Source organism: Actinospineispora eucalypti, assembly GCF_039543365.1.
GTDB classification, from domain to species: Bacteria; Actinomycetota; Actinomycetes; order Mycobacteriales; family Pseudonocardiaceae; genus Pseudonocardia; species Pseudonocardia eucalypti.
In genome coordinates this window covers 129,961-153,914 of sequence record NZ_BAABJP010000030.1, presented here as the reverse complement: position 1 = coordinate 153,914, position 23,954 = coordinate 129,961, and the positions used below count along the sequence as shown (strand labels likewise).

Here is a 23,954-nt window from a genome sequence, read left to right as displayed (position 1 = left end):
CCGGCAAGCGGGCCGGCAAACAAAAGATCATGACGGCCGGGCGCGGAAGGCCTGGCGGTAGGCGCCCGGGGTGGTGCCGACCGCGCGGACGAGACGCCGGCGCAGGTTGGTCGCGCTGGACAGGCCGACCCGCCGGGCGACCGCGTCGACCCCGAGGTCGGTGGTCTCGAGCAGCTCGCGGGCCGAGGCCAGGCGCTGGGCCAGCAGCCACTGCCCGGGGCTGACGCCGAGCTGGTCGGTGAACCGGCGGGCCAGGGTCCTCGGGGACAGGCCGGCGTGCGCCGCCAGGTCGCGCATTGCCAGGCGCTCGCCGAGCCGCTCGGTGGCCCAGTCCAGCAGCGGGGCCAGGGAACCGTCGAGTTGACCGGGCGCCGGGGGAGCGGCGTACTGCAGCTGCCCGCCCTCGCGGTGCGGCGGCATGACCATGCTCCGGGCCACCTGTGCGGCGTACCGGGCGCCCTGGTCGGTGCGCAGCAGATGCAGGCACAGGTCGATGCCGGCGCCGCATCCGGCGCTGGTGGCCACGTCCCCGTGGTCCACGTACAGCACGCCGGGGTCCACCTGGATCTGGGGGAACCGGCCGGCCAGCGCCTCCGCCCCGGCCCAGTGCGTGGTGGCCCGCCGTCCGTCGAGCAGGCCGGTGGGGGCCAGCGCGTAGACCCCGGAGCAGATGCTGGCCAGCCGGGCCCCGCGAGCGTGCGCCGCCCGCAGCCCGGCCACCACCTCGGCGGAGGGCGGCCGCTCGGTGGGCAGCCAGCCGGGCACGATCACCGTGTCGGCCCGCTCCAGCGCGGTCAGCCCGTGGGTGACCAGCATGTCGTAGCCGGCGGTGGTGGCCACCGGGCCGGGCTCCTCGGTGCACACCGTGAACTCGTAGCGCCGCGGCAGGCCGCGCCGGGGGTTGCCGAACACCTCGGCGGCGCAGCCCAGCTCGAAGGTGGCCTGGGGCGGGCGGACCAGGGCGACCACGCGGTGCATGGCAAAAAAGTACCTGATGATGTCGATCTGGACACTCGGCGCGGCGCCGCCCGGGGGGCAGGCTCGGTCCGGTGACGACTTCCTTTGTTTGGTCCTCCGTCCGGGACGCGCCGGTGCGCGAGCTGTTTCCCGGCATCCGGCTCCGGCCGCTGTGGCGCGGCGAGAACGGTGCGGCGGCCTACGTGCTGGAGATGGACCCGGGCAGCGGCTGGTCCGGGGTCGACGTGCACGATCCCGGGCCGGAGGAGGTGTTCGTGCTGTCCGGGGTGTTCAACGACGGGGAGCGGGACTACCCGGCCGGCTCGTTCATCCACGCGCCGGCCGGGTCCTCGCACGTGCCCCAGACGACCACCGGCTGCAAACTGTTCCTGTTCTACCCGGAGGGGTAGAGGACTTCCGCGAACAGCAACGAAGCCCCTGGTTGATCGTCTTCCGGCGACCGACCAGGGGCTTCGTCAGGGTGTACCGCCTCGATCAGCGGCGGTTACCGCAGACCTCGTCGTAGCGGCGCTTGTACGCCTCTTCGAAACCGGCGTTGTAGCCGGCCTCGAAGCCCCGGTGGAAGTCGTCCTGCCCGCCGCTGCGGCTGCTCATGGTCTCCTTGTGGTCTTCCTTGCAGTTGTCCTCGGCGTCGCCGCGGCCCTGGACGTGACCCTTCTGGTGACCTTGGGCGTAGCCGTCGCTGTAGTCACCGCTGTCCGCCGGGAGCGGCGTAACCGCCATGACGCCCGGCGCGGCGGACGATGTGGCGGCCAGTGCGGTGCCGGAGCCGGCCAGTGCGACGAGCGCCGCGCTACCCACCGTCGCCAGCGCGAGCGCGACGATACGAGTTCGTCCAGAATTCACCATGTTCCCCAATTTTCTCTTCACTCCCAGGCCCCCTCTGTTGCCGCCTGGTCGGGGCCAAGTATGGGGAGGTGAGCACGACGAGGCCACGGTTTTTGATCATTCGATCGCCTGATTCAGTGCACTCGTACACTTACCCAGCGTGACATCGGGGCGGGTCGCTGCCTATCCGGCCGGATAGAGTCGGTCCATCTCGGCGGCGGCCAGCTCCCGCACGCGGGGGGAGGCCTTGCTCATGTGGCCGGCGTGGAACGGCGGCTGGGGGTCGTACTCGGCCATCAGCTGGACCACCTCGGCCCACTCCTGGCCGTGCAGTTCGCCGACCAGCCACAGCGCCAGGTCCAACCCGGCGGAGACGCCGGCGGCGGTGACGATCTTGCCGGAGCGCACCACGCGCTCCTCGGGCCTCGGGTCGGAGCCGAAGTTGGGCAGCGCCTCCAGCGCCGACCAGTGGGTGGTGGCCGGGTGGCCGTCCAGGATGCCGGCCATGGCGAGCAGCATCGCCCCGCCGCACACCGAGGTGGTCCACTCGGTGGTCCGGTGTACCCGGCGCAGCCACTCGAGCAGCTCGCCGATGTGCGGCCCGTTGGCGGAGATGGCCGGCACCAGCACGATGTCCGGCTCCGGCGTCTCGTCGAAGGAGTGGCTGGCCACCAGGGAGAGCACGCCTCCGTCGGTGAGCACCGGCCCGGGCCGGTGGGCCACGAACCGCACCTCGGTGTCCGGCATCAGCCGGAGCAGCTCGTACGGCCCGACCGCGTCCAGCGCGGTGAACTCGTGGCCGAGTATGAAGGCGATCTGCCTGGTGCCGTCGGGTTTCATGCCGGGGTTCCTCCTCTGCTCGGGGCGGAAGACATCCACGGCTGTAGGCTAGCTATAAGTGTGGCTAAAAGCTAGTCGTGATGGCGAGCACCGCCTCGGCGTAGCGGGGGTGGCAGATGAGCAGGTCGGGCAACAGCGGGTCCGGGCGGTTGTAGGTCAGCGGGCTGCCGTCGATGCGGGAGGCGTGCAGGCCGGCGGCGCGGGCCACCGCGACCGGCGCGGCGGAGTCCCACTCGTACTGGCCGCCGGCGTGCAGGTAGATGTCCGCCCGCCCCTGGATCAGCGCCATCGCCTTGGCCCCGGCCGAGCCGAGCGGAACCAGCTGCCCGCCCAGCCGCCGGCCGACCTCCTCGGCCACGGCCGGCGGCCGGCTGCGGGAGACGATCAGCCGGGGTGCGGGCCCGGCGCCGCCGTTCGTGGCCAGGGAGACGTCGGGGGTGGCGAAGGTGACGTCCTGGGCCGGCAGGGCGACGGCCCCGGCGGTCAGCTCGCCGCGTTCCCACAGCGCGACGTGCACCGCCCAGTCGGCCCGCCCCGGCTCGGCGAACTCGCGGGTGCCGTCCAGCGGGTCGACGATCCACACCCGCTCGGCGTCCAGCCGGCCGGTGTCGTCCTCGGCCTCCTCGGACAGGATCGCGTCGGCCGGGCGGTACCGGGCCAGCTCGGCGGCCAGGAACTCCTGCGCGCGCCGGTCGCCGGCGTCCTTGCGGTCGCGGGTGCTGGCCCCGGCGAACTCCTCGCGGACCGCCAGCAGCCGGGTGCCGGCGGCTTCGGCCAGCCGGCGGGCCAGTTCGTGGTCGTTCATCACCTCTCCAGCGTCCCCAACAGTCGGTCGACCAGCTCGTCGGGGGTATGCGGATGGGACAGGCGCAGGTCCGGGCGGCCCGGGGCCTCGTACGGGCTGCCGATGCCGGTGAAGTCGGGGATCTGCCCGGCCCGGGCCTTGGCGTAGAGGCCCTTCGGGTCGCGTTCCTCGCACACCGACAACGGCGTGTCCACGAACACCTCGCGGAACTCCAGGCCCTGGCCGGTGTGCAGCGCGCGGGCCATGTCGCGGTGCTCGGCCAGCGGGCTGATCGTGGGCACCAGGGTGACCATGCCCGCCTCGGTCAGCAGGCAGGCCACGTGCGCGATGCGCCGCAGGTTCTCCGCCCGGTCGGCCATGGAGAAGCCCAGGTCGGAGTTCAGCCCGTGCCGCAGGTTGTCCCCGTCCAGCACGAACGCCGGTCGGCCGGCGGCGAGCAGGCGCTGTTCGGCCAGCACCGCCAGGCTGGACTTGCCCGACCCGGACAGCCCGGTGAACCACAGGGTCACCCCCCGGGACAACCGCTGCCGGGCCTCCACCAGCGAGCTGTGCCGGCTGATGTTCCGGTGCTCCTCCCGCGACTGGGGCAGCAGCATGCCGGCGCCGACCGTGTGGTTGGTTGCCCGGTCGATCAGGATGAACGAGCCGGTGGCCGGGTTGCGGCGGTAGTCGTCGGTGAGCAGGGGCGCCCGGGTGCGCAGCCGTACCCGGCCGATGTCGTTGCGGTCCAGCGAACGGGCGGCGCGGTCGCCGCGCAGGCTGTTCACGTCCAGCCGGTAGTCCAGTTCGAGCACCCGGGCCTTCGTGCTCGCGGTGGTGTGCTTGACCAGGTACTCGGCGCCCTCGCGCAGTGGGCTGTCGTCGGCCATCCAGCAGACCATCGCGTCCAGCTCGTGGCTGATCTTCGGCTGGTTGTGCGGACGGGCCAGCATGTCGCCCCGGCCGACGTCCAGCTCCTCGGCCAGCGTGACGGACACCGCCATCGGGGCGAACGCCTCCGCCAGCGGGCCTTTGGGTCCCTCGATGCCGGTCACCGTGGTGGTGTGGCCGGCCGGCAGCACGGTCACCTGGTCGCCCGGCCGGAGCACCCCGCTGCCCAGGGTGCCGGCGTAGGCCCGCCGGTCGGGTTGCCGGATCACGTACTGCACCGGCAGGCGCACGTCGACCAGGTTCCGGTCGCTGGCCACGTACACCTCCTCGAGGTGGCGCAGCAGCGGCGGGCCGGGATACCAGGGACTGTGCGCCGAGGGGGTGACCACGTTGTCGCCGTGCAGCGCGGACAGTGGGATCGCCGTGACGTCCTGGAAGTCCAGCCGCGCGGCGAAGCCGTGGAAGTCCTCCCGGATCGCGTCGAACCGGTCGGCGTCCCAGCCGACCAGGTCCATCTTGTTCACCGCCAGCACCACGTGCCGGATGCCCAGCAGTGAGGAGAGGAAGGCGTGCCGGCGGGACTGCTCGACCAGCCCGTTGCGCGCGTCCACCAACACGATGGCCAGGTCGGCGGTGGATGCCCCGGTGACCATGTTGCGGGTGTACTGCGGGTGGCCCGGGGTGTCCGCGACGATGAACTTGCGCCGGGGGGTGGCGAAGTAGCGGTACGCCACGTCGATGGTGATGCCCTGCTCGCGCTCCGCGCGCAGGCCGTCGGTGAGCAGGGCCAGGTCGGTGCGGTCCTGGCCGCGTTCCCGGGAGGTGCGCTCGACCGAGGCGAGCTGGTCGATGCACACGCCCTTGGCGTCGTGGAGCAGTCGCCCGATCAGCGTGGACTTGCCGTCGTCCACCGAGCCGGCGGTGGCCAGCCGCAGCAGCGTGCCCATCAGAAGTAACCCTCCCGCTTGCGGTCCTCCATGCCGGCCTCGGATATCCGGTCGTCGGCCCGGGTGGCGCCCCGCTCGGTGAGCCGGGACAGCGCCGTCTCGGTCAGGACCTCATCGACCGTGGTGGCGGTGGACTCGACGCAGCCGGTGCAGGTCACGTCGCCGACGGTGCGGAACCGCACGGTGGCCTGGAATACCTCCTCGCCGGGTTCCGGGTGCAGCGGGGGTTCGGCGGACAGCAGCATGCCGTCGCGGCGGAAGACCGTGCGCCGGTGCGCGAAGTAGAGCTCCGGCAGCTCGATGCGCTCGGTGCCGACGTAGGCCCACACGTCGGACTCGGTCCAGTTGGACAGCGGGAAGGCGCGGATGTGCTCGCCCGGGCGGTGCCGCCCGTTGAACAGCTGCCACAGCTCCGGCCGCTGGTTGCGCGGGTCCCACTGGCCGAGCTCGTCGCGGAAGCTGTACACCCGCTCCTTGGCCCGCGCCTTCTCCTCGTCGCGGCGCGCGCCGCCGAACGCCGCGTCGTGCCGGCCCTCGCGCAGCGCGCGCAGCAGGGTCACGGTCTGCAGCGGGTTGCGCGAGCCGCCCTGGTCCACGACGCGACCGGCGTCGATGTCGTCCTGCACCCGCGCGACGTGCAGCCGCACCCCGGTCTGCTCTACCAGGTGGTCGCGGAACCGGAGCACCTCGGGGAAGTTGTGGCCGGTGTCGATGTGCAGTACCGGGAAGGGCACCGGGCCGGGCCGGAACGCCCGCACCGCCAGGTGCAGCATGACGATCGAGTCCTTGCCGCCGGAGAACAGCAGCACCGGGCGCTCGAACTCGGCGGCCACCTCCCGCAGCACGTGGATCGCCTCGGCCTCCAAGGCGGCCAGGTGGCTCAGCTGATACCGCCCGTCGTCGGTTCTTCCGGCTGTCTCCCGGGCCGTTGCCGTCATCGCCAACTCCGCTGTCTGGGGTATCTAGGCCAACTTGGCCGAGTTTATCCAGTTGGGTGCCGTCGGTGTCAACGCCTGTACCGAGGTGGGCGAGGGAGGCCGACGGCGGTGGAGTCAACGCCCGCCGCCCGTTTGAGACCTGCGAGTTCGGCAGAGCCTGAGATGCGTCCGCGGTCCAATGTGGACCGCGGCCGGTTTCGGAGGCGATTGCGCCGGTGGTCGGATACGGCACCCAAGCGTCTTGCTATATGTTAGGCTCGAACATATGAGCGAGTCGACGGTCCAGGTGCCGCCCGTGGTGGAGCCCTGGTCGCGACACTCCCCGGACGGCCTACTGGTCGACCGGCTGTCTTTCGAACCCGGCCGAGGCGCCGCCGAACTGTTGGAACGCGTGGGCGCGTGGGAGAACGTGCGTGCGGTGGTGGATGCCCAGCAGGTTCGGGAGTTGGCCGGGTTGGTGGCCGCCGAACGGGCCGATGACGGGTTGCGTTGCCCGGTGTCGGATGTGATTCGTTCGGTGGCGACCCAGTTCGCCCTCACCGCCGGCCTGACCCAGGGCGCGGCTTTGGCTCGGGTGGAAGACGCGATGACGCTGGTGCACCGGCTCCCTCACATCCTCGACGCGTTGGGTGAGGCCCGGTTGAGTTACCGGTCGGTGCGGGTGATCATCGAGGAGTTCGTCGGGCTCGGCGAACAGCAGCTCGACGCGGCACAACAGCAGATTCTGGAACGGCTCGCCGGGCGCAACCCCAGCCAGATCCGGGGCTGCGCGAAACGGGTAGTGGCCCGCCTGGACGCCGAAGCGGTCCGCAAACGCGTCGAACGCGCGGCCGCGGAACGCTATGTGCGGCTCGAACCGGCGGCGGACGGGATGGCGACGTTGCGGGCGCACCTGCCCGCCGCCCAGGCAGTCACCCTGTATGGGCTGGTCAACGACTATGCCCGCCGTGCCGGTGGTGGTCCCGGCGAGGATCGCTCGATGGATGCCCGCCGCGCGGATGCGATGTATGACCTGATCGTCAACCCCGAGCTTGACACTTGTCACCCCGACCCTGATGTCGCCGCCGCTGAGCAGCGTCGGGCGCGGGCGCGGGAACGGGTCCGCACGGAGATTCGGGTCACGGTGCCGCTGTCGGTGCTGGTCGGGGCGCGGGATCTGCCGGGGGAGCTGTCCGGGTACGGCCCGGTCAATGCCGAGGTCGCTCGGGCGCTGGCCGGGGATCCGACGAGTGTGTGGCGGCGGCTGGTCACCGACCCCGAGTCCGGGGCGCTGTTGGATTACGGCACTACTCGTTATCGGCCACCGCCGGTGCTGGTCGGGTTCGTGAACGCCCGGGCGCAGACCTGTTCCATTCCTGGATGTTGCAGGCCGGCCGAAGACTGCGACACCGATCATCACGAGCCGTTCGACCCGGACACCGGGAACGGCCCCACCAGCGCCCGTAACAACGGGCCGTTGTGCCGCTACCACCATCGGGTCAAACAACTTCCCGGGTGGAACATCATCCGCAACCCGGACGGCACCACCACCTGGACACTCCCCACCGGGCACCGGATCACCACACCACCGGCGGAAATCGGCGAAATTCTCCGACCAGCCGGTCCCGAACCACCGCCCGAAGCGATAGAACCCGAACCTCCACCCTTCTGACCGGCTAGCTGCCGAAGCCGGGCAAAAGCGGCCGCCGCATCCACGTGGATCGCCGCTGCGTGATCGATGACTTCGGGGCGGGCGACGGTGGGCGCTGATGTTCACCGCGAGGTAACGATCTCTCCACTATAGTGAATGACTCGGCGGGGGTCGGGGAGGCTGCAGTGGACACGACCACGACGGACACCGAGCTGCTCGCCGCGTTGCGCCGGCGGGTGCGCGCCGAGAGGGCAGTGTTGGTGGCGTTCTCCGGTGGGGTGGACTCGGCGCTGGTCGCGGCGGTCGCGGCGGCGGAGCTGGGGCCGGCGGCGGTGGCGGTGACGGCGGTTTCGCCCAGTCTGGCGGCGGCCGAACGGGCCGGCGCGCGCCGGTTCGCCCGGGCCCACGGCGTCCGGCACGTGGAGGTGTGCACCGACGAGCTGGACCGGCCGGAGTACCGGGCGAACGACGGCAACCGCTGCTACCACTGCAAGAGCGCGCTGCTGGACGCGCTCACCCCGCTGGCCGAGATGTCCGGCGCCGCGATCGCCCTGGGCACCAACCTGGACGACCTCGGCGACCACCGCCCGGGCCAGCGCGCGGCCGCGGCCCGGGGCGCCATCGCGCCGCTGGTCGACGCCGGCCTGGGCAAGGCCCAGGTGCGCCGGGTGAGCGCCTGGCTCGGGCTGACCACGGCGGAGAAGCCGGCGTCGGCCTGCCTGGCCTCCCGGGTGGCCTACGGTGACCGGGTGACCCGTGAGGTGCTGCTCCGGATCGAGCGGAGCGAGGCAGAGCTGCACGCGCTGGGCTTCCCGGTCTGCCGGGTGCGCGCGCACGCCGACGGCACCGTGGCCCGGGTCGAGCTGCCGGAGGAGGACCTCGGCAAGGCGCACGCACGACGCGCGGAGATCGATGCGGCGGTCCGGGGCGCCGGCTTCCAGTTCTGCGCGCTGGACCTGCAGGGGTTCCGCAGCGGACGGATGAACGTGCTGCTCGGCCTGCCCGCCATGGCAGGCCGGTGACCGGGTTCGACGGCGATCCCGTCGCGCGCCGACACGGGCGTCCGCCCGATGCCGGTTTCGCTGACAGCGATCCCGTCGGGCGCCGAACTGGGCGCCCGCCCGATGTCGGCTTCGCCGACCTGGGCTGGGCCCGGCCGGACACCGACCGGGAGGACCGGCTGGGGCTTCCCGAGGTGGTGTACGCCCCGGGCAAGACCGCCGAGCAGGTCGCCGGCGTGGTAGGCAGCCTGCTGGCCGCCAACTCCGGGCCGGTACTGGTCACCAGGGTCGCGCCGGAGGCCTCCGAGCCGGTGCTCGGGATGGTGCCGGGTGGCCGGCACGACCCGGCGGCCCGGCTGCTGGTGTGGCGCGCGGCGACGCCCGTGGACTTCCGGGTGCTGGTGGTGTCGGCGGGCACCTCGGACGGGCCGGTCGCGGCCGAGGCGCTGGGGGTGGCCCGCGCGGTCGGGCTGGACGCGGAACTGGTGGCCGACGTCGGGGTGGCCGGGGTGCACCGGCTGCTGGCCCAGCGGGAACGGTTGGCCGCCGCGGACGCGGTGATCTGCATCGCCGGCATGGAGGGCGCGCTGCCCAGCGTGGTGGGCGGGCTGGTCGGCTGCCCGGTGATCGCGGTGCCCACCTCGGTCGGTTACGGCGCCACCCTGGGCGGGGTGACCGCGCTGCTGGCCATGCTGTCCTCCTGCGCGGCCGGCGTGGTGGTGGTCAACATCGACTCGGGGTTCAGCGCCGCGATGGCCGCGTTCCGGATGGCCCGGAAATGATCCTCTGGCTGAACCCGTTCAGCGGCCTCTCCGGGGACATGCTGCTGGGCGCGCTGCTCGGGGTCGGGGCCCCGCTGGACGCGGTGCGCGCCTCGGTGGCGAGCACCGGGATCACCGGCTGGCGGCTGGACGCCGGCACCGAGCGCCGGGGCGCGCTGGCGGCCACCCGCGCCGTGGTGACCACCGACGACACGGCGAAGGAGCGGCGGGCCGCCGAGCTGCTGGACCTGGTCGGGCGGGCCCGGCCGGAGCCGGTGGCCGCGCTGGCCACCCGGGCGATAACCGCACTGGCCGAGGTGGAGGCCGGGCTGCACGGGGTGCCGGTGGCCGACGTGCACCTGCACGAGATCGGCGGGGTGGACACCGTGGTGGACACCGTCGGTGTGGCCGCCGCGCTCCACGAGCTGGGCGTCGCCGAGGTGCACTGCGGCCCGCTGGCCATGGGCGAGGGCACCGTGCGCACCCGGCACGGGGTGCTGCCGCTGCCCGCGCCGGCCACCGCCGCGCTGATCGCCCGGATGGCCGCGCCGATCGTGCCGGCCGGGGTGGCCGGGGAGACGGTGACGCCGACCGGGGCGGCGCTGCTGCTGGCCGCCGGTGCCCGGTTCGGGCCGGCCCCGGCGATGTCCGTGCGCGCGGTCGGCTACGGCGCGGGGGCGAAGGAGTTCCCCGGCCGGGCCAACGTTCTCCAGGCGCTGCTCGGCGAGTCGGCGCACCGCGCGTCGACGACGACCATGGTCCTGCTGGAGACCAATGTGGACGACGTGACCGGCGAGCTGCTCGGCCACCTGGTCGGGAGGCTGCTGGCGGAGGGCGCCGCCGACGCCTGGGTCAGCCCGGTGACGATGAAGAAGGGCCGCCCGGCGCACACCGTGCACGTGCTGGCGGACCCGGCGGGCGCCGACGGCTGCGAGCGGCTGCTGCTGGCCGAGACCGGCAGTCTCGGGGTTCGCCGGCAACGGGTGGAGCGGCACGCGCTGCCGAGGCGCGTCCGCACGGTGGAGCTGGCCGGCCGGCCGATCAGGGTGAAGTACGGGCCGTGGGGCGGCAAACCCGAGCACGACGACGTGGCCGCCGCGGCCGAGGCGGTCGGGCTGCCCCTGCGCGAGGTGGCCCGGCGGGCGCTGGCCCTGGCCGACTCGCTGGCCGACTCACCCGGTGACGATCTCGATCTCCGGTGAGGCGCGCAGGGTGCGGGTGACGTAGCAGACCCGCTCGGCCGAGGAGATCAGCTTGGCCAGGTGCTCGCCGTTGGGCGAGCCGGCCCGCACGGTGATCCGGAACGAGGAGAACTGGGGGCCGTCGTAGCGGCCGGTCACGTCCACCGCCAGATTGGCCAGCGGTATGTCGTACTTCTTCGCGCTGTACGCCATGGCCAGGGTGAAGCAGGAGGCGATCGAGGCCAACAGCAGCTCGGTCGGCTGGGGACCGGCATCGGTGCCGCCGACGGACGCCGGTTCGTCCGCGACCAGGTCGAAATCGCCCGCTCGTACCGTGGCCTTGAGACCACCCGCCCACTCGGCATGGACCGTTCGCTCCGCCGCCATGCGCTCATCTTGCCGGCCGGCGGCGCGGGCGTGCACCGGGTGCAACGCCCGTGCAACCGGGGGCGGAAGGGTGGGCCGAGTCACCATTGCCGGACGGTCCTCGGGAGTGAGTCCATGACGAGTGCCCACGCGCGGTTGCGCGTAGCCGCCTGCCGGGGCCGGTGCGCCCCGGCACTCCGATGTCCCGAGCACCACGATCGGCTGCTCGCGGTGGACTCCGACCCGGAGGCCTTGCTGGAGCTGTTCGAGATCGCGGTCACCTGGCACGAGCTGGACTACTCCGACGAGCCCTTACTGGGTCCCGCCGACTGGCTGGACTTCGCCGACGCCCACCTCTGGCGGAACCCGGAGCGCGCCGAGCGGGCGTTCGGGATGGCCCTGGACGTCGTCGGCCGGTCCCGGGTGACGCCGGTGGCGGCCGCCCCGCTGGCCGAGGTCATCGAACTGGTGCGGGGTTGAGCGGACGGGTGCCGGACTTCCTCGAGCTGCCCGCGCGATCGGCGAAGCCGAGGGCGACCGGGCTCACCCATGTGTTGGACCAGGGCGCCGGGGTGGCGGCGGCGAGTGACGTGCTGGCCTCCGCCGCCGCGCACATCGACATATGGAAGATCGGCTGGGGCACCGCCTACCTGGACTCCGCGATCGAGGCCAAGCTCGCGCTGCTGGCCGAGCACCGGGTGGCGGCCTGCCTCGGGGGCACCCTGCTGGAGATCGCCTGGGCCCAGGGCGTCGCGGCGGACTGCCTGGCCTGGGCGGGTGACGTCGGGTTCCGCTACGTGGAGGTGTCCCGGGGCACCGTGGCTATGTCCCGAACCCAGAAGCGGGAGCTGATCCGCCGGGCCAGCCGGGACTTCGATGTCCTGGCCGAGGTGGGCGCGAAGGCGCCCGGCGAGCCCAACCCGGCGCGGCACTGGCCGGGGGAATGCCTCGCCGACCTGGAGGCGGGTGCCCGCTGGGTGGTCACCGAGGGCCGGCAGAGCGGCACCGTGGGCACCTTCGACGAGGCCGGCCGGGTCCGCCCCGAGGTGGTGGAGGCCGTGGTCGGTGCGGTCGGCGAGCGACGGGTGATCTTCGAGGCGCCCCGCACCGGCCAGCAGGCCTGGTTCGTCCGGCGGTTCGGCGCCGACGTCAACCTGGGGAACGTGGCGCTGGGCGACGTGCTGTCGGTGGAGACCCTGCGGCTGGGCCTGCGGTCGGACACCGCCGCCGTGCCACGGCGGGAACGGGCGGAGCGGGACACGGCGTGAGGAACTTCGTGCCGGAACGCTACCGGGGCGTCGCGGTGACCGCGGTGCCCACGGAGGTGGGGCTCGGCGAGGACGCGCTGCGCGCGTTGCTGCTCGGCCGCCCGGCCTACCGCAAGACCCGGTTCGTGGTGGCCCGGTGCGACGGGCGGACGGCGTTGCTGCGGGTCACCCGGGCCTCGGAAACCGAGCTGTTCTCGCCGGTCGTCGCGGTCGAGATGATCGCCGACGAGTGCGCCTACCTGGTCGAGCCGGAGGTGGACACCGGCATCCCGTCCGCGCTGGCCGAGGTGGCGGCGCGCCGGGCGCCGGGGGTGCGGGCGGTGGTGGTGCAGGGGCGCTACGCGCACGTGAACTTCATCCTGGAACCGCGCCCGCTGCGGGTGGTGGTGCGCGAGGTGGTTCCGCCCGAGCCGGCCAAGCTGCTGGACCAGGCGCGGCGGGTGCTGGCCGTGAGTGAGTCGCTGCCGCCCATCGAGCTGGTCGGCGAGCTGACCACGCTGGCCTCGCTGGCGGCCACCGCACCGGCGGAGCACTACCTGCTGCCGTGCCGGGGATCGGGGGCCGAGGTGCCCGGCGCACGGGTCTCCTACCTCGACGAACACCCGGACCGGGCGGAATGGACGCTGCTCGGCTGCGCCCGCTCCCGGCAGATCCACCGGTGGTTCTACGGCGACGAACCGCCCACCGTGGACTTCTGCCCGAAGCAGCGCCCCGGCCCGGAGGGCGCCCGGCTGCTCACCAAGTGCTGCCTGCAGGAGGAGCGGATCGACGCCGGGGAGGGCTGGGTGTCCGTGCCCTGGGGTTCCTCCCTGGAGCACGTGCGCGACGCGTTGGCCCTGCTCGCCGCGCGGGAAGAGCCGGCGTGGGCACCCGGCTGAGCTCAGCCGGGCTGTACGCGCACCTGTGGGGCACCCCCGAGCTGGCCGAGGTCTTCGAGGAACGCGCGATGCTGGCGTCCTGGCTGGACATCCTGGCCGCGCTGGCCCGGGCGCAGGCGGCCATGGGGCTGGTGCCGGCCAGCTCCGCCGAGGCGATCGGCCGGGCCACGGTGGACCAGCTGGACCTGGACTACGTGGCCGAGCAGACCCGGCTGACCTCACACTCCACCTTGGGCCTGATCCGGGGCCTGCTGCGGGTACTGCCCGAAGCGGCCCGCGAGCACGTGTACTTCGGGGCCACCGTGCAGGACGTCTCGGACACCTGGTTCGGCCTGGTGATGCGGGACGTCGGCGCGGTCGTGTGGCGGGACGTACGGGCGCTGGAGGCGGCGCTGCTCGGACTGGCCGCCGAGCACCGGGACACCGTGATGGCCGGGCGCACCCACGGCCAGCCCGGCTCGCCGGTGACCTTCGGGTTCAAGGTCGCCTCCTGGGCCGATGAGCTGCGCCGACACCTCGACCGGCTGCGTGAGGGGCGGCCGCGCTGGGTGGTCGGGCAGCTGGCCGGGGCGGTCGGCGTGCTCGGGTTTTTCGGCGCGGGCGGCACCGAGCTGCGGGGCCGGTTCTGCGCCGAGCTGGGGCTGGCCGACCCGGGGATCTCCTGGCTGACCTCGCGGGACCGCCTGGCCGAGTTCGGCACCGTGCTGGCCATGGTGTGCGGCACGCTGTCCCGGATCGGCACCGAGGTGTACGAGCTGTCCCGGCCGGAGATCGGCGAGCTGGCCGAGGCCGCCGCGCCGGGCGCGGTCAGCAGCATCACCATGCCGCACAAGCGAAACCCCGAGGGCAGCGAGCACCTGGACACGCTGGCCCGGCTGGCCCGCTCGTCGGCGGCGGTGCTGGTGGAGGGCATGGTGGCCGGGCACGAGCGGGACGGCCGGGCGTGGAAGGCGGAGTGGCTGGCCCTGCCCGAGGTCTGCCAGCTCACCGGCGCCGCGCTGCACCAGGCGTTGCGCCTGGTGGACGGCCTGCACGTGTACCCGGAGGCGATGGCGGAGACGGTCCGCCGGTACGGGCCGGACCTGGGCTCGGAGCGGGTGCTGGCCGAGCTGACCGCGCGGCTGGGCCGGGACAAAGCGCAGCGGGCGCTTCACGAGATCCTCCGCGAGGAGGGCGCCGACCTGGTCGACGGGGTGGTCGCGCGCGGCCTGGCCACCGCGTCCGAGGCGGCGAGTTGGCGGGCGGCGCCGAGCGTGGCGTCGGCCGGCGCGATGGTGGACCGGGTACTGGCCAGGGCGGAGCGGGCCCGCGCGGCCGAGCCCGGGCAATGGGCGTGATCGACGAGCTGCCCCGGGTGCGGTTGGGCGTGTTCCCCACCCCGCTGGTCCGGGCGCGCCGGCTGGAGCGGGTGCTGGGCTCCGGCCCGCTGCTGGTCAAGCGGGACGACCTGGCCGGGTTCGGGGTGGCCGGGAACAAGACCCGGCCGCTGGAGTTCCTGCTCGGCGCGGCGGGCGCCCGGGGGGCCGAGGTGCTGGTCACCGGGGGCGGACCCGGGTCCAACTTCTGCGCGGCGGCGGCCATGGCGGCCGCCTCGGCCGGGCTGGCCTGTGAGCTGGTGATCTGGGGCGAGCCGTACAGCCCGAACCTGGCGCTGGCCCGGGCGGCCGGGGCGCGGATCCGGCCCACCGGGGACACCGACCGGGCGGCGGTGGACCGGCTGGTGCTGGCCCGCGCCGGCGAGCTTTCCGCGCACGGGCATCCCGCGTACGGCGTGCCGCGCGGCGGGTCCACCGCGCTGGGCGCGGTCGGGTTCGCGCTGGCCGCCGCCGAGCTGGCCGAACAGCTCGGGGACCAGCGCTGGGACGAGCGGCCGCTGGTGGTGCTGGCCGTTGGGTCGGGCGGCAGCTGCGCGGGGCTGTTGGCCGGCCTGGCGGCGGTCGGGCTGGACCTGCCGGTGCTGGGCGTCTCGGTGAGCCGGCCCCCGGAGGAGATCGGGGCGCGGGTGCGGCGGCTGGCCCGGGAGTGCGCGGAGCTGCTCGGCACCGCTGAGCCGGCCGGCCGCCTGGAGATCGTGGACGCCCGGGGACCCGGCTTCGGCACGGCCAGCGCGCTGGAGCGTGACCGCGCCCGGCTGGCCCTGCGCACCGAGGGCCTGTTGCTGGACGAGACCTACGGCGCCGAGGCGTTCTCCGCCTCGGTGGACCGGCTGGCCGGCGGGCCGGTGCTGTTCTGGCACACCGGCGGCCTGCTCCCGGCGCTCAACTCGAGAGGGGCGGACAGATGACGCAGACCAGACGAGCCCGGACGGGCGGCCCGCCGGAGGGCGGGCCGGCACCGGAGCTGATCGAGTCCGGGTTCGCACTGGAGAACGCGGACGCCAGCTTCCTGCACCGGGGCCTCAACCTGGCCGACCTGGCCCACGTGCTGGACCTCTCCCGGCGCAACCTGATCCCGGCCCAGGCCCGGCGGGAGCTGCTGCGGCTGTTGCTCGAGGTGTGCGACATCCCGGCGGAGGAGTTCCCCTACAACCCGGCGTACGGCGAGCCGTACAACTCCCGGGAGCGGTACTTCGTGTCCCGGATCGGCGACGTGGCCGGCTGGTTGCACGCCGGCCGGCCACGCCGGGAGGCAGCCCGGGTGGCGCTGCGGCTGCACCTGCGGCGGCAGCTCACCGAGCTGGTCGCGGAGGCCACCCGGTTCGCCACCGAGCTGGCCCTCCGGGCGGAGGAACACGCGCGGACCCTGCTCCCCGACCAGACGTACCTGCAGCAGGCGCAGCCGTCCACGTTCGGCCACTACCTGCTGTCCTTCGGCTACGCGACCGCCCGGGACACCCGCCGGCTGCTGGACGAGCTGGACTGGGTGGACACCAGCCCGGGCGGCGCCGGCTGCGTGAACGGCACCCGGCTGCTGGACGACCGCGCCCCGGTGGCCACGGCACTCGGCTTCGGCGGCGTCATCCCGCACACCCGGGACGCGATGTGGCAGGTCGACGGCCTGATCCACATCCTGGCCACGGCGGCCAGCCTGCTGTCCAACTTCTCCAAGCTGGCCGAGGACCTGGAGATCTTCTCCTCCAGCGAGTTCGACTTCGTGGACCTGGCCGACGCGTACACCCGGTCCAGCATCCTGATGCCGAACAAGCGCAACCCGTACTCGCTGGCCATCGTGCGCGGCGCGTCCGGCGTGGTGATCGGCCGCCTGACCGGTTTCCTGGCGGTGACCAAGAGCCCGTCCGCGCGCAGCGACAACCTGATCTTCGCCTACGGCGAGGTGCCCCGGGCGCTGGACCTTTCCCTGCGCATCACCCGGCTGATCACCGGCGTGGTGTCCACGCTGCGGGTGAACCCGGTGCGCATGCGGGAGGAGCTGGACCTGGGCTACACCCAGGCCACCGATCTCGCCGAGTACCTGGTCCAGCGGCTGGAGGTGGACTACCGGACCGCCTACCTGGTGGTCGGGCAGGCCGTGCGGGCGGCCAGCCGGGCCGGCATCCCGGGCGGTGGCATCACCGGGGAGCTGATCGACGAGGCGGCCATGGCGCACACCGGGCACAGCTGGGGACTGGCCGGGGCGGACCTCTCCGAGGTGCTCGACCCCTGGCGGATCGTGCTGTCCCGGCGGGCCGAGGGCGGCGCCGCACCGGACGCGCTGGCCTCGATGGTCAGTGGGCTGCGCACCGACCTGGCCGCCCTCGCCGACCGGGGCGCCATCCGCACCGCCGCCTTCGACCGCGCGGAACAGGACCTGGTCTCCGACGCCTACGCCGCCATGGCCGAGGAGCGTTGACACCAACGGTCTGTTGAGTATGGTTAACGAGTCAATTCCTATAGTGAATAGATCGGAAGGCGGTTGCACGTGCCGCGACGCGCAGTGGTGATCGGTGGGGGAGCGGCGGGACTGGGCGCGGCCGGCGGGGTGAAGGCCGTGGACCCGTCGGCGGAGGTGACCGTCTACACCGAGTTCGAGGATGTCGCGTACAGCCCGTGCGGGATCCCCTACGTGCACGGAGGGGAGATCGAGAGCTTCGACAAGCTCATCCTGGCCGGCAAGCAGGCGTACGTGGACGCCGGCATCGACGTGCACTACGAGACCAAGGTCAACTCGGTCGACGTGGCCGGACGGTCCGTCGACGTGGCCGGCGAGGGCTCCGTCCCCTACGACAGCCTGATCATCGCCACCGGCTTCGACTACGCCGACCCCGGCGTGCCGGGCGCCGACCTCTCCGGCCTGTACTACGTGAAGAACATCCGGCGGGCCGCCGAGTGGGACAAGGTCATCGCGGAGACCAAGCGCGCGGTGGTGGTGGAGGCGTCCCCGCTCGGCCTGGAGATGGTCACGGCGCTGGCCCACCGGGGCGTGGAGACCCACCTGGTAGACCCGCACCCGTACGCGCTGGCCGAGATGGCCGACCCGGACATCATGGCCCCGGTCCAGGACTCCTGGCGTGAGCTGGGCGTACACATGCACTTCAACACCAGCCTGGAGGCGTTCCTCGGCGACGCCGACGGGAAGCTGCGCGCCATCCGCACCTCGGCCGGGGAGATCCCGGTGGAGCTGGCCGTGGTGGCCACGCACAAGACGCCGAACAACAAGCTGGCCGCCGCCGCCGGCCTCCAGCTGGGCTCCACCGGCGGGATCGTGGTCGACGAGGGCATGCGCACCTCGGTGGCCGGCGTCTGGTCGGCGGGGGACGCCAACGAGATCCCGCACGGGCTCACCGGCGTGCCGCTGCAGGGCCTCACCGGTTCGCACGCCTACGCCCAGGGCAAGGTGGCCGGGGCCAACGCGGCCGGTGGCGACCGCACCTACCGCGCGGTCTACGTCCCCTGGGGCACGCCGGCCGGCAAGTGGGTGATCGGCGGCGCCTCGTTCGGCGAGACCACCGCGACGGCGCTGGGCATCCCGTACGTGCTCGCGGTGGGCGAGGGGATCTCCCGGGCGCGCTACTACCCGGGGGTCAGGCCGATCAAGGTGAAGCTGCTGGCCGAGCCCGGGTCGCTGCGGCTGATCGGGGCGCAGATGGTCGGCGGCGGCGAGGGCATCAAGGAGCGCGCCGACTTCCTGGCCACGGCGATCAAGTTCGGGCTGACCCTGCGTGACCTGGGCTCGATGGAGAACGTCTACTCGCCGGCCATCGGCGCGCTGAACGAGCCGATCGTCACCGCCGCCAACAACGGCCTGGCCGCGCTGGCGAAGGGCTGACCGGTGGGCTTCTCGGGCTGGCTGCGGCACAACGCCGAGCACTACCTGCTGGTGGACGCCCACCGGCGGCTGGCCGGCCGGTACGGCACCCCGGCGCCCCGGCCGCCGCGCGGCGCGAAGGACTTCTTCTGGCTGCGCATATTCGCGCCGCTGTACGGGCTGCTGCCCTGGTCGGTCCGGCACCGGGTGATGCGGGCCATGCCGGGCAGCCATCGGAAGACGTGGGCTCCGCCGCCGACCCGAGGTGGGCCGGCGGTCTGACCCTCGACCACCACACAACTAGTTGGGAGAGAACTGTGGCGCAGATCGTCGGTGAGCGGGCCCACACGGGCGACGCGATTGTCGACTACGACGAAAAGCTGTTCGACGACATCCAGGCCAACGAAGGCGAGAAGGCCTACATCTTCATGCACACCGTCCCCTTCGAGGGTTCGGTAGGCCTGGTCAACATGCTGACCTGTACCCGGATCAACCGGAAGGGCTTCGACACCAGCCTGGTGCTGTACGGGCCCGGCGTGCTGATGGCCTCGGCCACCCGGGGTTTCCCGACCGTGGGTTCGGAGGCCTTCCCCGGCCACCTGGCCTACAACAACCAGCTGCAGACCTTCATGAAGGAGGGCGGCAAGGTCTACGCCTGCCGGTTCGCCATGGCGGCGCTCTACGGCATGCGGGAGACCGACCTGATCGAGGGCGTCAAGCCCATGCACCCGCTGGACGTGCTGGACGCCAACCTCACCGCCCGCCGCGAGGGCGCCCTGGTCATGCAGACCTGGACGCTCTGACCTGGCCGACGGTGATGCTGGACAAGGAGCGGGCGGCGTGGCTGCGCTGGCGCGGCGCGGAGGACCACCTGTACCCGACGTTGATCTCGGATCCAACCGGCTACCAGCGGGCACTGGAACAGATCCACGCGGTGGTGGCCGAGCTGCGCCGGCGGGGTGAGGACCTGTCCGCCCTGCTCACCGCCGAGGCGGCCGCCGACGAGGTGTTGGCGGCCGCCTGCCCGGCCGGCTCGGCCCTGCCGGCGGACCTGGTGGTGCGGGCGGCGTGTGCGCTGCGCGCCCGCGAGCTGGGAGTTGGCGCGCGGTGAGCGCACGAGACCTGCTCGTCAGGGTCGAGTCGTGAGCGCCGCGCCCGAGCTTGCCGCGTCGGCGCGCTGCCAGGTCATCGACAACGCCGGTGACCTGGCGGCACACCATGCGATCCGGCACGCGGTGTTCGTGCTGGAGCAGCACGTGTTCAGCGAGTCGGACCGGGACCACCGCGACCACGACCCGGTCACCCGGCACGTGATCGGCTACGTGGGCGGGGCGCCGGCGGGCGCGGTGCGGCTGTTCCCGCTGGACCCGCGCGACCCCGGCGGCGACTGGCAGGGCGACCGGCTGGCCGTGCTGCCGGAGTACCGGGCCAGTGGCCTCGGCATGCCGCTGGTGCGGTTCGCGGTGGCCACGGCGGGCGCGCTGGGCGGCCGGATGATGATCGCGCACATCCAGCCGGCGAACCGCACGTTCTTCCGCCGGCTGGGCTGGACCCAACGCGGCGGCCCGGAGATCTACGTCGGCCGCCCGCACCTGCTGATGACCATCGACCTGACCCCCGCCTGAAGACCGCTTGGACGGCGGAGCCGCGTGGTCTCCCGGGGCTCCGCCAGGGCGCTTCCGCGGCACCGCGTTCGGTTGACCAACGTAGTGGGCGCTCTCTAAGGTCCTTGGCCGGTGGCGATGGGCGGCGGGGGGCCGAGGTGGACCGGGACGAGATGGTCGAGGAGCTGTGGGCGCGGGAGCAGATCCGGGACTGCCTCTACCGCTACAGCCGGGGCATCGACCGGTACGACGTGGAGCTGGTGCGGAGCTGTTACCACGACGGCGCGACCGATGCCCACGGCGTGTACAACGGCGACCTGGAGGGGTTCCTCGAGCTGGTGCACCGGTTCCGGGGGCCGTCCTCCGACTACGGGATCATGCAGCACGTCATCACCAACACACTGATCGAGCGGGACGGCGACGTCGCGCACGTGGAGTCGTACCTGTACAACCCGCTGGTCGCCCGCGACCCGGAGGGGCGGCTGCCGGACGTGGTGTTCGGCGGGCGGTTCCTGGACCGATTCGAGTGCCGGGACGGGCGGTGGGCCATCGCCGAGCGCCGGCTGGTCTACGACTACTCCAGGGTGCGCCCGTCGACGGCGAAGATGTGGGACGAGTGGCCGGCGGAGAACATCCTGTTCGGCCGGCCGGACGGCGAGGACCCGCTCTACCGTTAGTGCGTCCTCGGTGCCGGCAGGCAGAGCCGGCCGCCGGCGGCGAACGAGCCGCGCAGCTCGGTCGGCAGTGACTCGCCGATCCGCCGTACCGCGGCCCGGCTGTCGGCCGGCGCGCCGAGCTGGGCGATCAACAGGTCGGAGCCGGTGCTCGCCGCCACCTCGGCGGCGCGCTCGGGCTTCCCGAGTGTGCGCAGCGCCAGCGCCTCGTACTTGCGGGACGAGTAGCGCCGGGCGTTGAGCAGCAGCTGCTCGGCCACGGCCGGGTCCCACCGGGAGCGCATCTCGAGCAGGCGCATCTCGGCGCGCGGCTTGAACGGCAGCGACCGCTCCAGCATGGGCGCCGCCGCCTCCACCGCCGCGGCCGCGTCGGTCTCCCGACCCAGCAGCAGGTCGCAGTCGGCCACCGCGAGCAGCGCGTGCAGCTCCTGCTCCAGCTCCAGCGCGCCGCCGCCCCGGTGGGCCAGCTCCACCGCCCGTTCCGCGTGCTCCCGCGCCCGCCGCACCTGCCCGAGCTCCTGCCACAGCCAGGACGTGGTGGTCTCGATGCCGGCCCGGTAGAAACCCACCTGCTCGGCGTCGATCAGGCGCCGGGCGTTGTCCAGCGACCGCAGCGCACCGGCGAAGTCCCCGCTGTCGCCCCGGGCCAGCGCGGTGAAGAACAGGGTCTGCAGCATCGGGCGGAACTCGCCGGTGCGCCGGCACAGCACCGCCGCCCTGGCCAGCACGGCGCGCGCCTCGGCGAACCGGTCCTGGTGCTGCAGCAACGCGCCGCGGTAGGTCAGGGCCAGGGCGGTCGTGGCGTCTTCGGCGGTGTTCTCCTCCGTCGCCGCGAGCACCCGGTCGTAGGCGGCCTCGGCGCCGGCGTACTCCCCATCCCAGTGCCGGACCCGGCCGAGCAGCAGCATCGCGCTGGGCAGCGCGCCCGGCGCGGCGGCGGCCGACTCGGCGATCTCGGTGGCCTGCTCGGCGAAGTCCACCGCGTGCATCGCGTCCCTGGCGTACAGCGCGGTCCAGCCCAGCTGCTCCAGCGCGCGGGCCTCCAGCTCGGCGTCCCCTTCGGTGCGGGCCAGCTCCAGGGCGGCCTGGTGGTCCTCGCGCGCCGCGTCGGTGTGCCCGAGATCGGTGTGCGCCCGGCCCCGGCGCAGCAGCACCTCCACCAGCAGCCGGGTGTCGCCGGCGGAGCGGGCGGCACCGATGGCGTGCCCGAGCAGCTCCACCGCCTCGGTATTGGCGAAGGTCAGGTGGGCGGTGTGCGCGGCGGCCATCCAGGCGCGCGCGGCGGCGGGCCAGTCACCGGCCGACGCGTAGTGCCGGGCCGCCGCTTCCGGCCGGTCGGCCAGCAGCTTGGCCGCTCGCCGGTGCCGGCTGGTGCGCACCGGCTCCGGTGCCGACTCGTAGGCCACCTGGCGGACGATGTCGTTCGGGAACCGGAAGGTGGCGCCGCGGGCAATCAGCAGCCCGGCCCGCAGTGCCCGTCCGGCCCGGCGCGCGCAGTCCTCCACGTCGATGCCGCTCAGCCCGGCCACCTCGTCCAGGGTGAACGCGGTGCCGAGGACGGCGCCCTGGGCAAGCAGCTCGGCGGTCTGGTCGCCGGCGTGCGCGATCCGCTCGGCCACCGCCTCGTGCAGCGAGCCCGGCACGACCAGCGAGGCGCTGGTGGCGGAGTGCCGCAGCAGCTCGGTGACCAGCAGCGGGGACCCGCCGGTCCAGGAGTAGAGCCGGTCGCTCGGCTCGGTCAGCCCGGACCGCTCGGCCAGGGTGGCCACCTCGGTGGCCGACAGCGGTCCCAGCTTCAGCCAGGCGTCGGCCACGTCGCGCAGTGCGCTGGCCACCGGCTTGTCCTCGCTGGACCGCTCGGTGACCACCACCATCATCCGGCTGCCCGCCCAGCGCCCGGTCAGGAAGTGCAGCGCTTCGACGGTGGACCAGCCACCGTGGTGCACGTCCTCCACGGTGAGCAGCAGGGGCTGCCGCGCGGACAGCCGGATGAAGAACCCGGCCAGCGCGTCCAGCGCCCGCCCGTGCTCCAGCTCCGGGGTGGCCCGGGTGTAGTCGACCGGCCCGGTGGCGTCGGTCAGCTCGGACACCAGCTGGGCCAAGGTGCCCAGCCGGGAGCCGGCCAGCTCGCGCACCTCGGCCGGGCGGATCGTGCGCGCGATGGTGCGCACGGCCTGTACCAGCGGTTGCAGGTACAGCGACCGCTCCGCCTCGAAGCAGGTCACGCTGAGCACCAGCGCGCCGGTGCGGCGGGGCTCGTCGGTGCACCGCTCGACCAGTGCGCTCTTGCCGATGCCGGCCTCACCGGTGACCACCGCCAACCCGGGCCGGCCGGCCACCGCGCCGAACCACAGCTCCCGCAGCGTGGCCAGCTCCAGGCCCCGCCCGACCAGGCGTTCCCGGTCGGGTGGCCCCGGAGTGCCCGGGCGGGGCCGCGCGCGCGGGTTCTCCGAGCGGAGTACCGCGAGGTAGGCCGCCTGGGTGGCGGGGGAAGGGTCGCTGCCCAGCTGCTCGGACATGGCCAGCTGCAGCTGCCGGTAGGCGATCAGTGCGGCCCCGGATCGGCCGGCGCGCTGGTGTCCCCGGATGACCAGCCGGCACGCCTGCTCGTCCAGCGGGTCGGCGCGCAGCACGGCGCCGGCCTCCTCCACGGTGACGTCCGGAAGGCCCAGCTCCAGTGCCGCGCCGGCCCAGCAGATCCGCGCCCGGGCCAGCCAGCGGGCCACCGTGCGGCGCAGCTGCTGCACCCAGGGGTCGTCCCGCTCGCCGGCCAGCGGCACGTCGGCGGCCAGCCGCTTGGCGGCCTGCTCCGCGCCGGTGGAGGCGAGCGCGTAGTTGCCGTAGCGCAGCTCCCGCTCGGCCGTTTCCACCAGCTCGACGGCTTCCCGCAGGTCCACGCCGAGCGACTCGGGCACCAGCCGATAGCCGGCCGCCCCGCCGTCGATGCGGTCCCGGCCGAGCGCGCGCCGCAGCCGGCTGATCAGCGCGGCGACGTTGCGGTCGGCGTGTTCGGGCGGGCGCTCGTCCCACAGCGCCTCGATCAGGGTGGCCACCGACACGAACTCGCCGGCCCGTTCGGCGAGCACGGCGAGCACCCGGCGCGCCTTGCCGACGGGGAGGGGTGCCGCCAGCTCGCCCTCCACGGTGAACGGGCCGAGCAGACGAAACCGCAGGTGAACCTGGGCCACCCAGAAAACTGTA

General features: G+C 73.5%; 25 protein-coding genes. 17 read left to right on the top strand and 8 right to left on the bottom strand.

The annotated features are described in order from the left end of the window. Positions 1 to 27: 27 nt before the first annotated feature. A complete protein-coding gene (locus tag ABEB12_RS25765) occupies positions 28 to 978 on the bottom strand; it encodes a helix-turn-helix domain-containing protein (protein ID WP_185062347.1) in 951 nt (316 codons plus the stop codon). A gap of 71 nt (positions 979 to 1,049) precedes the next feature. Between ABEB12_RS25765 and ABEB12_RS25760 the strand changes: the two genes are divergently transcribed. Beyond that, the gene (locus ABEB12_RS25760; RefSeq protein ID WP_185062346.1) at positions 1,050 to 1,367 is read left to right on the top strand and encodes a cupin domain-containing protein; all 318 of its coding nucleotides are present in this window, start codon (positions 1,050 to 1,052) and stop codon (positions 1,365 to 1,367) included. 85 nt (positions 1,368 to 1,452) lie between these two features. Here the strand turns inward: ABEB12_RS25760 and ABEB12_RS25755 are convergent, their stop codons facing one another. The 5 genes from ABEB12_RS25755 to cysD form a co-directional block, all read right to left on the bottom strand. Then, on the bottom strand, positions 1,453 to 1,848 hold the full coding sequence (locus ABEB12_RS25755; protein ID WP_345703145.1) for a hypothetical protein: 396 nt from the start codon (positions 1,846 to 1,848) through the stop codon (positions 1,453 to 1,455). 141 nt (positions 1,849 to 1,989) lie between these two features. Next, positions 1,990 to 2,685 (bottom strand): DJ-1/PfpI family protein, encoded by a 696-nt coding sequence (locus ABEB12_RS25750; protein ID WP_345703144.1) that lies wholly within the window; start codon positions 2,683 to 2,685, stop codon positions 1,990 to 1,992. A gap of 25 nt (positions 2,686 to 2,710) precedes the next feature. Then, the gene (locus ABEB12_RS25745) at positions 2,711 to 3,451 is read right to left on the bottom strand and encodes an inositol monophosphatase family protein (protein ID WP_185062344.1); all 741 of its coding nucleotides are present in this window, start codon (positions 3,449 to 3,451) and stop codon (positions 2,711 to 2,713) included. Continuing rightward, positions 3,451 to 5,268, bottom strand: a complete 1,818-nt coding sequence (gene cysC, locus ABEB12_RS25740) for an adenylyl-sulfate kinase (RefSeq protein WP_185062343.1) — start codon at positions 5,266 to 5,268, stop codon at positions 3,451 to 3,453. The genes ABEB12_RS25745 and cysC overlap by 1 nt, the downstream gene beginning before the upstream one ends. Further along, entirely contained in the window at positions 5,268 to 6,206 is a 939-nt protein-coding gene (gene cysD, locus ABEB12_RS25735) for a sulfate adenylyltransferase subunit CysD (RefSeq protein WP_185062342.1), read from the bottom strand. The genes cysC and cysD overlap by 1 nt, the downstream gene beginning before the upstream one ends. A 178-nt stretch (positions 6,207 to 6,384) precedes the next feature. Between cysD and ABEB12_RS25730 the strand changes: the two genes are divergently transcribed. The 4 genes from ABEB12_RS25730 to larC all read left to right on the top strand — a co-directional run bounded on the left by ABEB12_RS25730 (position 6,385) and on the right by larC (position 10,800). Beyond that, positions 6,385 to 7,857: a DUF222 domain-containing protein gene (locus tag ABEB12_RS25730; protein ID WP_185062341.1), complete on the top strand. Its 1,473-nt coding sequence runs from the start codon at positions 6,385 to 6,387 to the stop codon at positions 7,855 to 7,857. 164 nt (positions 7,858 to 8,021) lie between these two features. After that, on the top strand, positions 8,022 to 8,858 hold the full coding sequence (gene larE / locus ABEB12_RS25725; protein ID WP_185062340.1) for an ATP-dependent sacrificial sulfur transferase LarE: 837 nt from the start codon (positions 8,022 to 8,024) through the stop codon (positions 8,856 to 8,858). Then, positions 8,855 to 9,619, top strand: a complete 765-nt coding sequence (gene larB, locus ABEB12_RS25720; RefSeq protein ID WP_345703143.1) for a nickel pincer cofactor biosynthesis protein LarB — start codon at positions 8,855 to 8,857, stop codon at positions 9,617 to 9,619. Before larE ends, larB begins: the two co-directional genes overlap by 4 nt. Continuing rightward, positions 9,616 to 10,800: a nickel pincer cofactor biosynthesis protein LarC gene (gene larC, locus ABEB12_RS25715; RefSeq protein ID WP_185062339.1), complete on the top strand. Its 1,185-nt coding sequence runs from the start codon at positions 9,616 to 9,618 to the stop codon at positions 10,798 to 10,800. Before larB ends, larC begins: the two co-directional genes overlap by 4 nt. On the opposite strand, the gene ABEB12_RS25710 is transcribed toward larC, so the two are convergent. Next, on the bottom strand, positions 10,771 to 11,166 hold the full coding sequence (locus ABEB12_RS25710) for an OsmC family protein (protein WP_185062338.1): 396 nt from the start codon (positions 11,164 to 11,166) through the stop codon (positions 10,771 to 10,773). The two genes, larC and ABEB12_RS25710, sit on opposite strands and share 30 nt — an antisense overlap. A gap of 114 nt (positions 11,167 to 11,280) precedes the next feature. Here ABEB12_RS25710 and ABEB12_RS25705 point away from each other — a divergent pair, with 114 nt between their 5' ends. The 12 genes from ABEB12_RS25705 to ABEB12_RS25650 all read left to right on the top strand — a co-directional run bounded on the left by ABEB12_RS25705 (position 11,281) and on the right by ABEB12_RS25650 (position 20,756). Next, a complete protein-coding gene (locus ABEB12_RS25705) occupies positions 11,281 to 11,625 on the top strand; it encodes a hypothetical protein (protein WP_345703142.1) in 345 nt (114 codons plus the stop codon). Next, on the top strand, positions 11,622 to 12,413 hold the full coding sequence (locus tag ABEB12_RS25700) for a phosphosulfolactate synthase (protein WP_345703141.1): 792 nt from the start codon (positions 11,622 to 11,624) through the stop codon (positions 12,411 to 12,413). The genes ABEB12_RS25705 and ABEB12_RS25700 overlap by 4 nt, the downstream gene beginning before the upstream one ends. Further along, positions 12,410 to 13,291 carry an XcbA family protein gene (locus tag ABEB12_RS25695; RefSeq protein WP_185062336.1) on the top strand — a complete coding sequence of 294 codons (882 nt, stop codon included), beginning with the start codon at positions 12,410 to 12,412 and terminating at the stop codon, positions 13,289 to 13,291. Before ABEB12_RS25700 ends, ABEB12_RS25695 begins: the two co-directional genes overlap by 4 nt. Continuing rightward, positions 13,276 to 14,628, top strand: a complete 1,353-nt coding sequence (locus tag ABEB12_RS25690; RefSeq protein ID WP_185062335.1) for a lyase family protein — start codon at positions 13,276 to 13,278, stop codon at positions 14,626 to 14,628. Before ABEB12_RS25695 ends, ABEB12_RS25690 begins: the two co-directional genes overlap by 16 nt. Then, positions 14,619 to 15,575: a pyridoxal-phosphate dependent enzyme gene (locus ABEB12_RS25685; protein ID WP_185062334.1), complete on the top strand. Its 957-nt coding sequence runs from the start codon at positions 14,619 to 14,621 to the stop codon at positions 15,573 to 15,575. The genes ABEB12_RS25690 and ABEB12_RS25685 overlap by 10 nt, the downstream gene beginning before the upstream one ends. Beyond that, complete coding sequence (locus ABEB12_RS25680) at positions 15,572 to 17,080, top strand: lyase family protein (RefSeq protein ID WP_185062333.1); 1,509 nt, start codon at positions 15,572 to 15,574, stop codon at positions 17,078 to 17,080. Before ABEB12_RS25685 ends, ABEB12_RS25680 begins: the two co-directional genes overlap by 4 nt. A gap of 69 nt (positions 17,081 to 17,149) precedes the next feature. Beyond that, positions 17,150 to 18,496, top strand: a complete 1,347-nt coding sequence (locus tag ABEB12_RS25675; RefSeq protein WP_185062332.1) for an FAD-dependent oxidoreductase — start codon at positions 17,150 to 17,152, stop codon at positions 18,494 to 18,496. A 3-nt stretch (positions 18,497 to 18,499) separates the two neighbouring features. Next, on the top strand, positions 18,500 to 18,757 hold the full coding sequence (locus ABEB12_RS25670) for a hypothetical protein (protein ID WP_185062331.1): 258 nt from the start codon (positions 18,500 to 18,502) through the stop codon (positions 18,755 to 18,757). Positions 18,758 to 18,792: 35 nt separating this feature from the next. Then, positions 18,793 to 19,278, top strand: a complete 486-nt coding sequence (locus ABEB12_RS25665; protein ID WP_185062330.1) for an MSMEG_0572/Sll0783 family nitrogen starvation response protein — start codon at positions 18,793 to 18,795, stop codon at positions 19,276 to 19,278. Positions 19,279 to 19,289: 11 nt separating this feature from the next. Next, positions 19,290 to 19,586, top strand: coding sequence for a hypothetical protein (locus ABEB12_RS25660; protein ID WP_185062329.1), 297 nt, complete (start codon positions 19,290 to 19,292; stop codon positions 19,584 to 19,586). 31 nt (positions 19,587 to 19,617) lie between these two features. After that, a complete protein-coding gene (locus ABEB12_RS25655; RefSeq protein WP_185062328.1) occupies positions 19,618 to 20,100 on the top strand; it encodes an MSMEG_0567/Sll0786 family nitrogen starvation N-acetyltransferase in 483 nt (160 codons plus the stop codon). A 137-nt stretch (positions 20,101 to 20,237) separates the two neighbouring features. Continuing rightward, entirely contained in the window at positions 20,238 to 20,756 is a 519-nt protein-coding gene (locus tag ABEB12_RS25650) for a nuclear transport factor 2 family protein (protein ID WP_221498193.1), read from the top strand. Here ABEB12_RS25650 and ABEB12_RS25645 read toward each other — a convergent pair. Continuing rightward, positions 20,753 to 23,941, bottom strand: coding sequence for an AAA family ATPase (locus ABEB12_RS25645; protein WP_185062327.1), 3,189 nt, complete (start codon positions 23,939 to 23,941; stop codon positions 20,753 to 20,755). The two genes, ABEB12_RS25650 and ABEB12_RS25645, sit on opposite strands and share 4 nt — an antisense overlap. Positions 23,942 to 23,954: the final 13 nt, after the last annotated feature.

Bases quoted from the DNA above. Each gene is read 5' to 3' on its own strand.
- ABEB12_RS25765 (WP_185062347.1), bottom strand. From the start codon at position 978: ATGCACCGCGTGGTCGCCCTGGTCCGCCCGCCCCAGGCCACCTTCGAG.
- ABEB12_RS25745 (WP_185062344.1), bottom strand. From the start codon at position 3,451: ATGAACGACCACGAACTGGCCCGCCGGCTGGCCGAAGCCGCCGGCACC.
- cysC (WP_185062343.1), bottom strand. From the start codon at position 5,268: ATGGGCACGCTGCTGCGGCTGGCCACCGCCGGCTCGGTGGACGACGGC.
- cysD (WP_185062342.1), bottom strand. From the start codon at position 6,206: ATGACGGCAACGGCCCGGGAGACAGCCGGAAGAACCGACGACGGGCGG.
- ABEB12_RS25730 (WP_185062341.1), top strand. From the start codon at position 6,385: ATGTGGACCGCGGCCGGTTTCGGAGGCGATTGCGCCGGTGGTCGGATA.
- larC (WP_185062339.1), top strand. From the start codon at position 9,616: ATGATCCTCTGGCTGAACCCGTTCAGCGGCCTCTCCGGGGACATGCTG.
- ABEB12_RS25710 (WP_185062338.1), bottom strand. From the start codon at position 11,166: ATGGCGGCGGAGCGAACGGTCCATGCCGAGTGGGCGGGTGGTCTCAAG.
- ABEB12_RS25705 (WP_345703142.1), top strand. From the start codon at position 11,281: ATGACGAGTGCCCACGCGCGGTTGCGCGTAGCCGCCTGCCGGGGCCGG.
- ABEB12_RS25685 (WP_185062334.1), top strand. From the start codon at position 14,619: ATGGGCGTGATCGACGAGCTGCCCCGGGTGCGGTTGGGCGTGTTCCCC.
- ABEB12_RS25680 (WP_185062333.1), top strand. From the start codon at position 15,572: ATGACGCAGACCAGACGAGCCCGGACGGGCGGCCCGCCGGAGGGCGGG.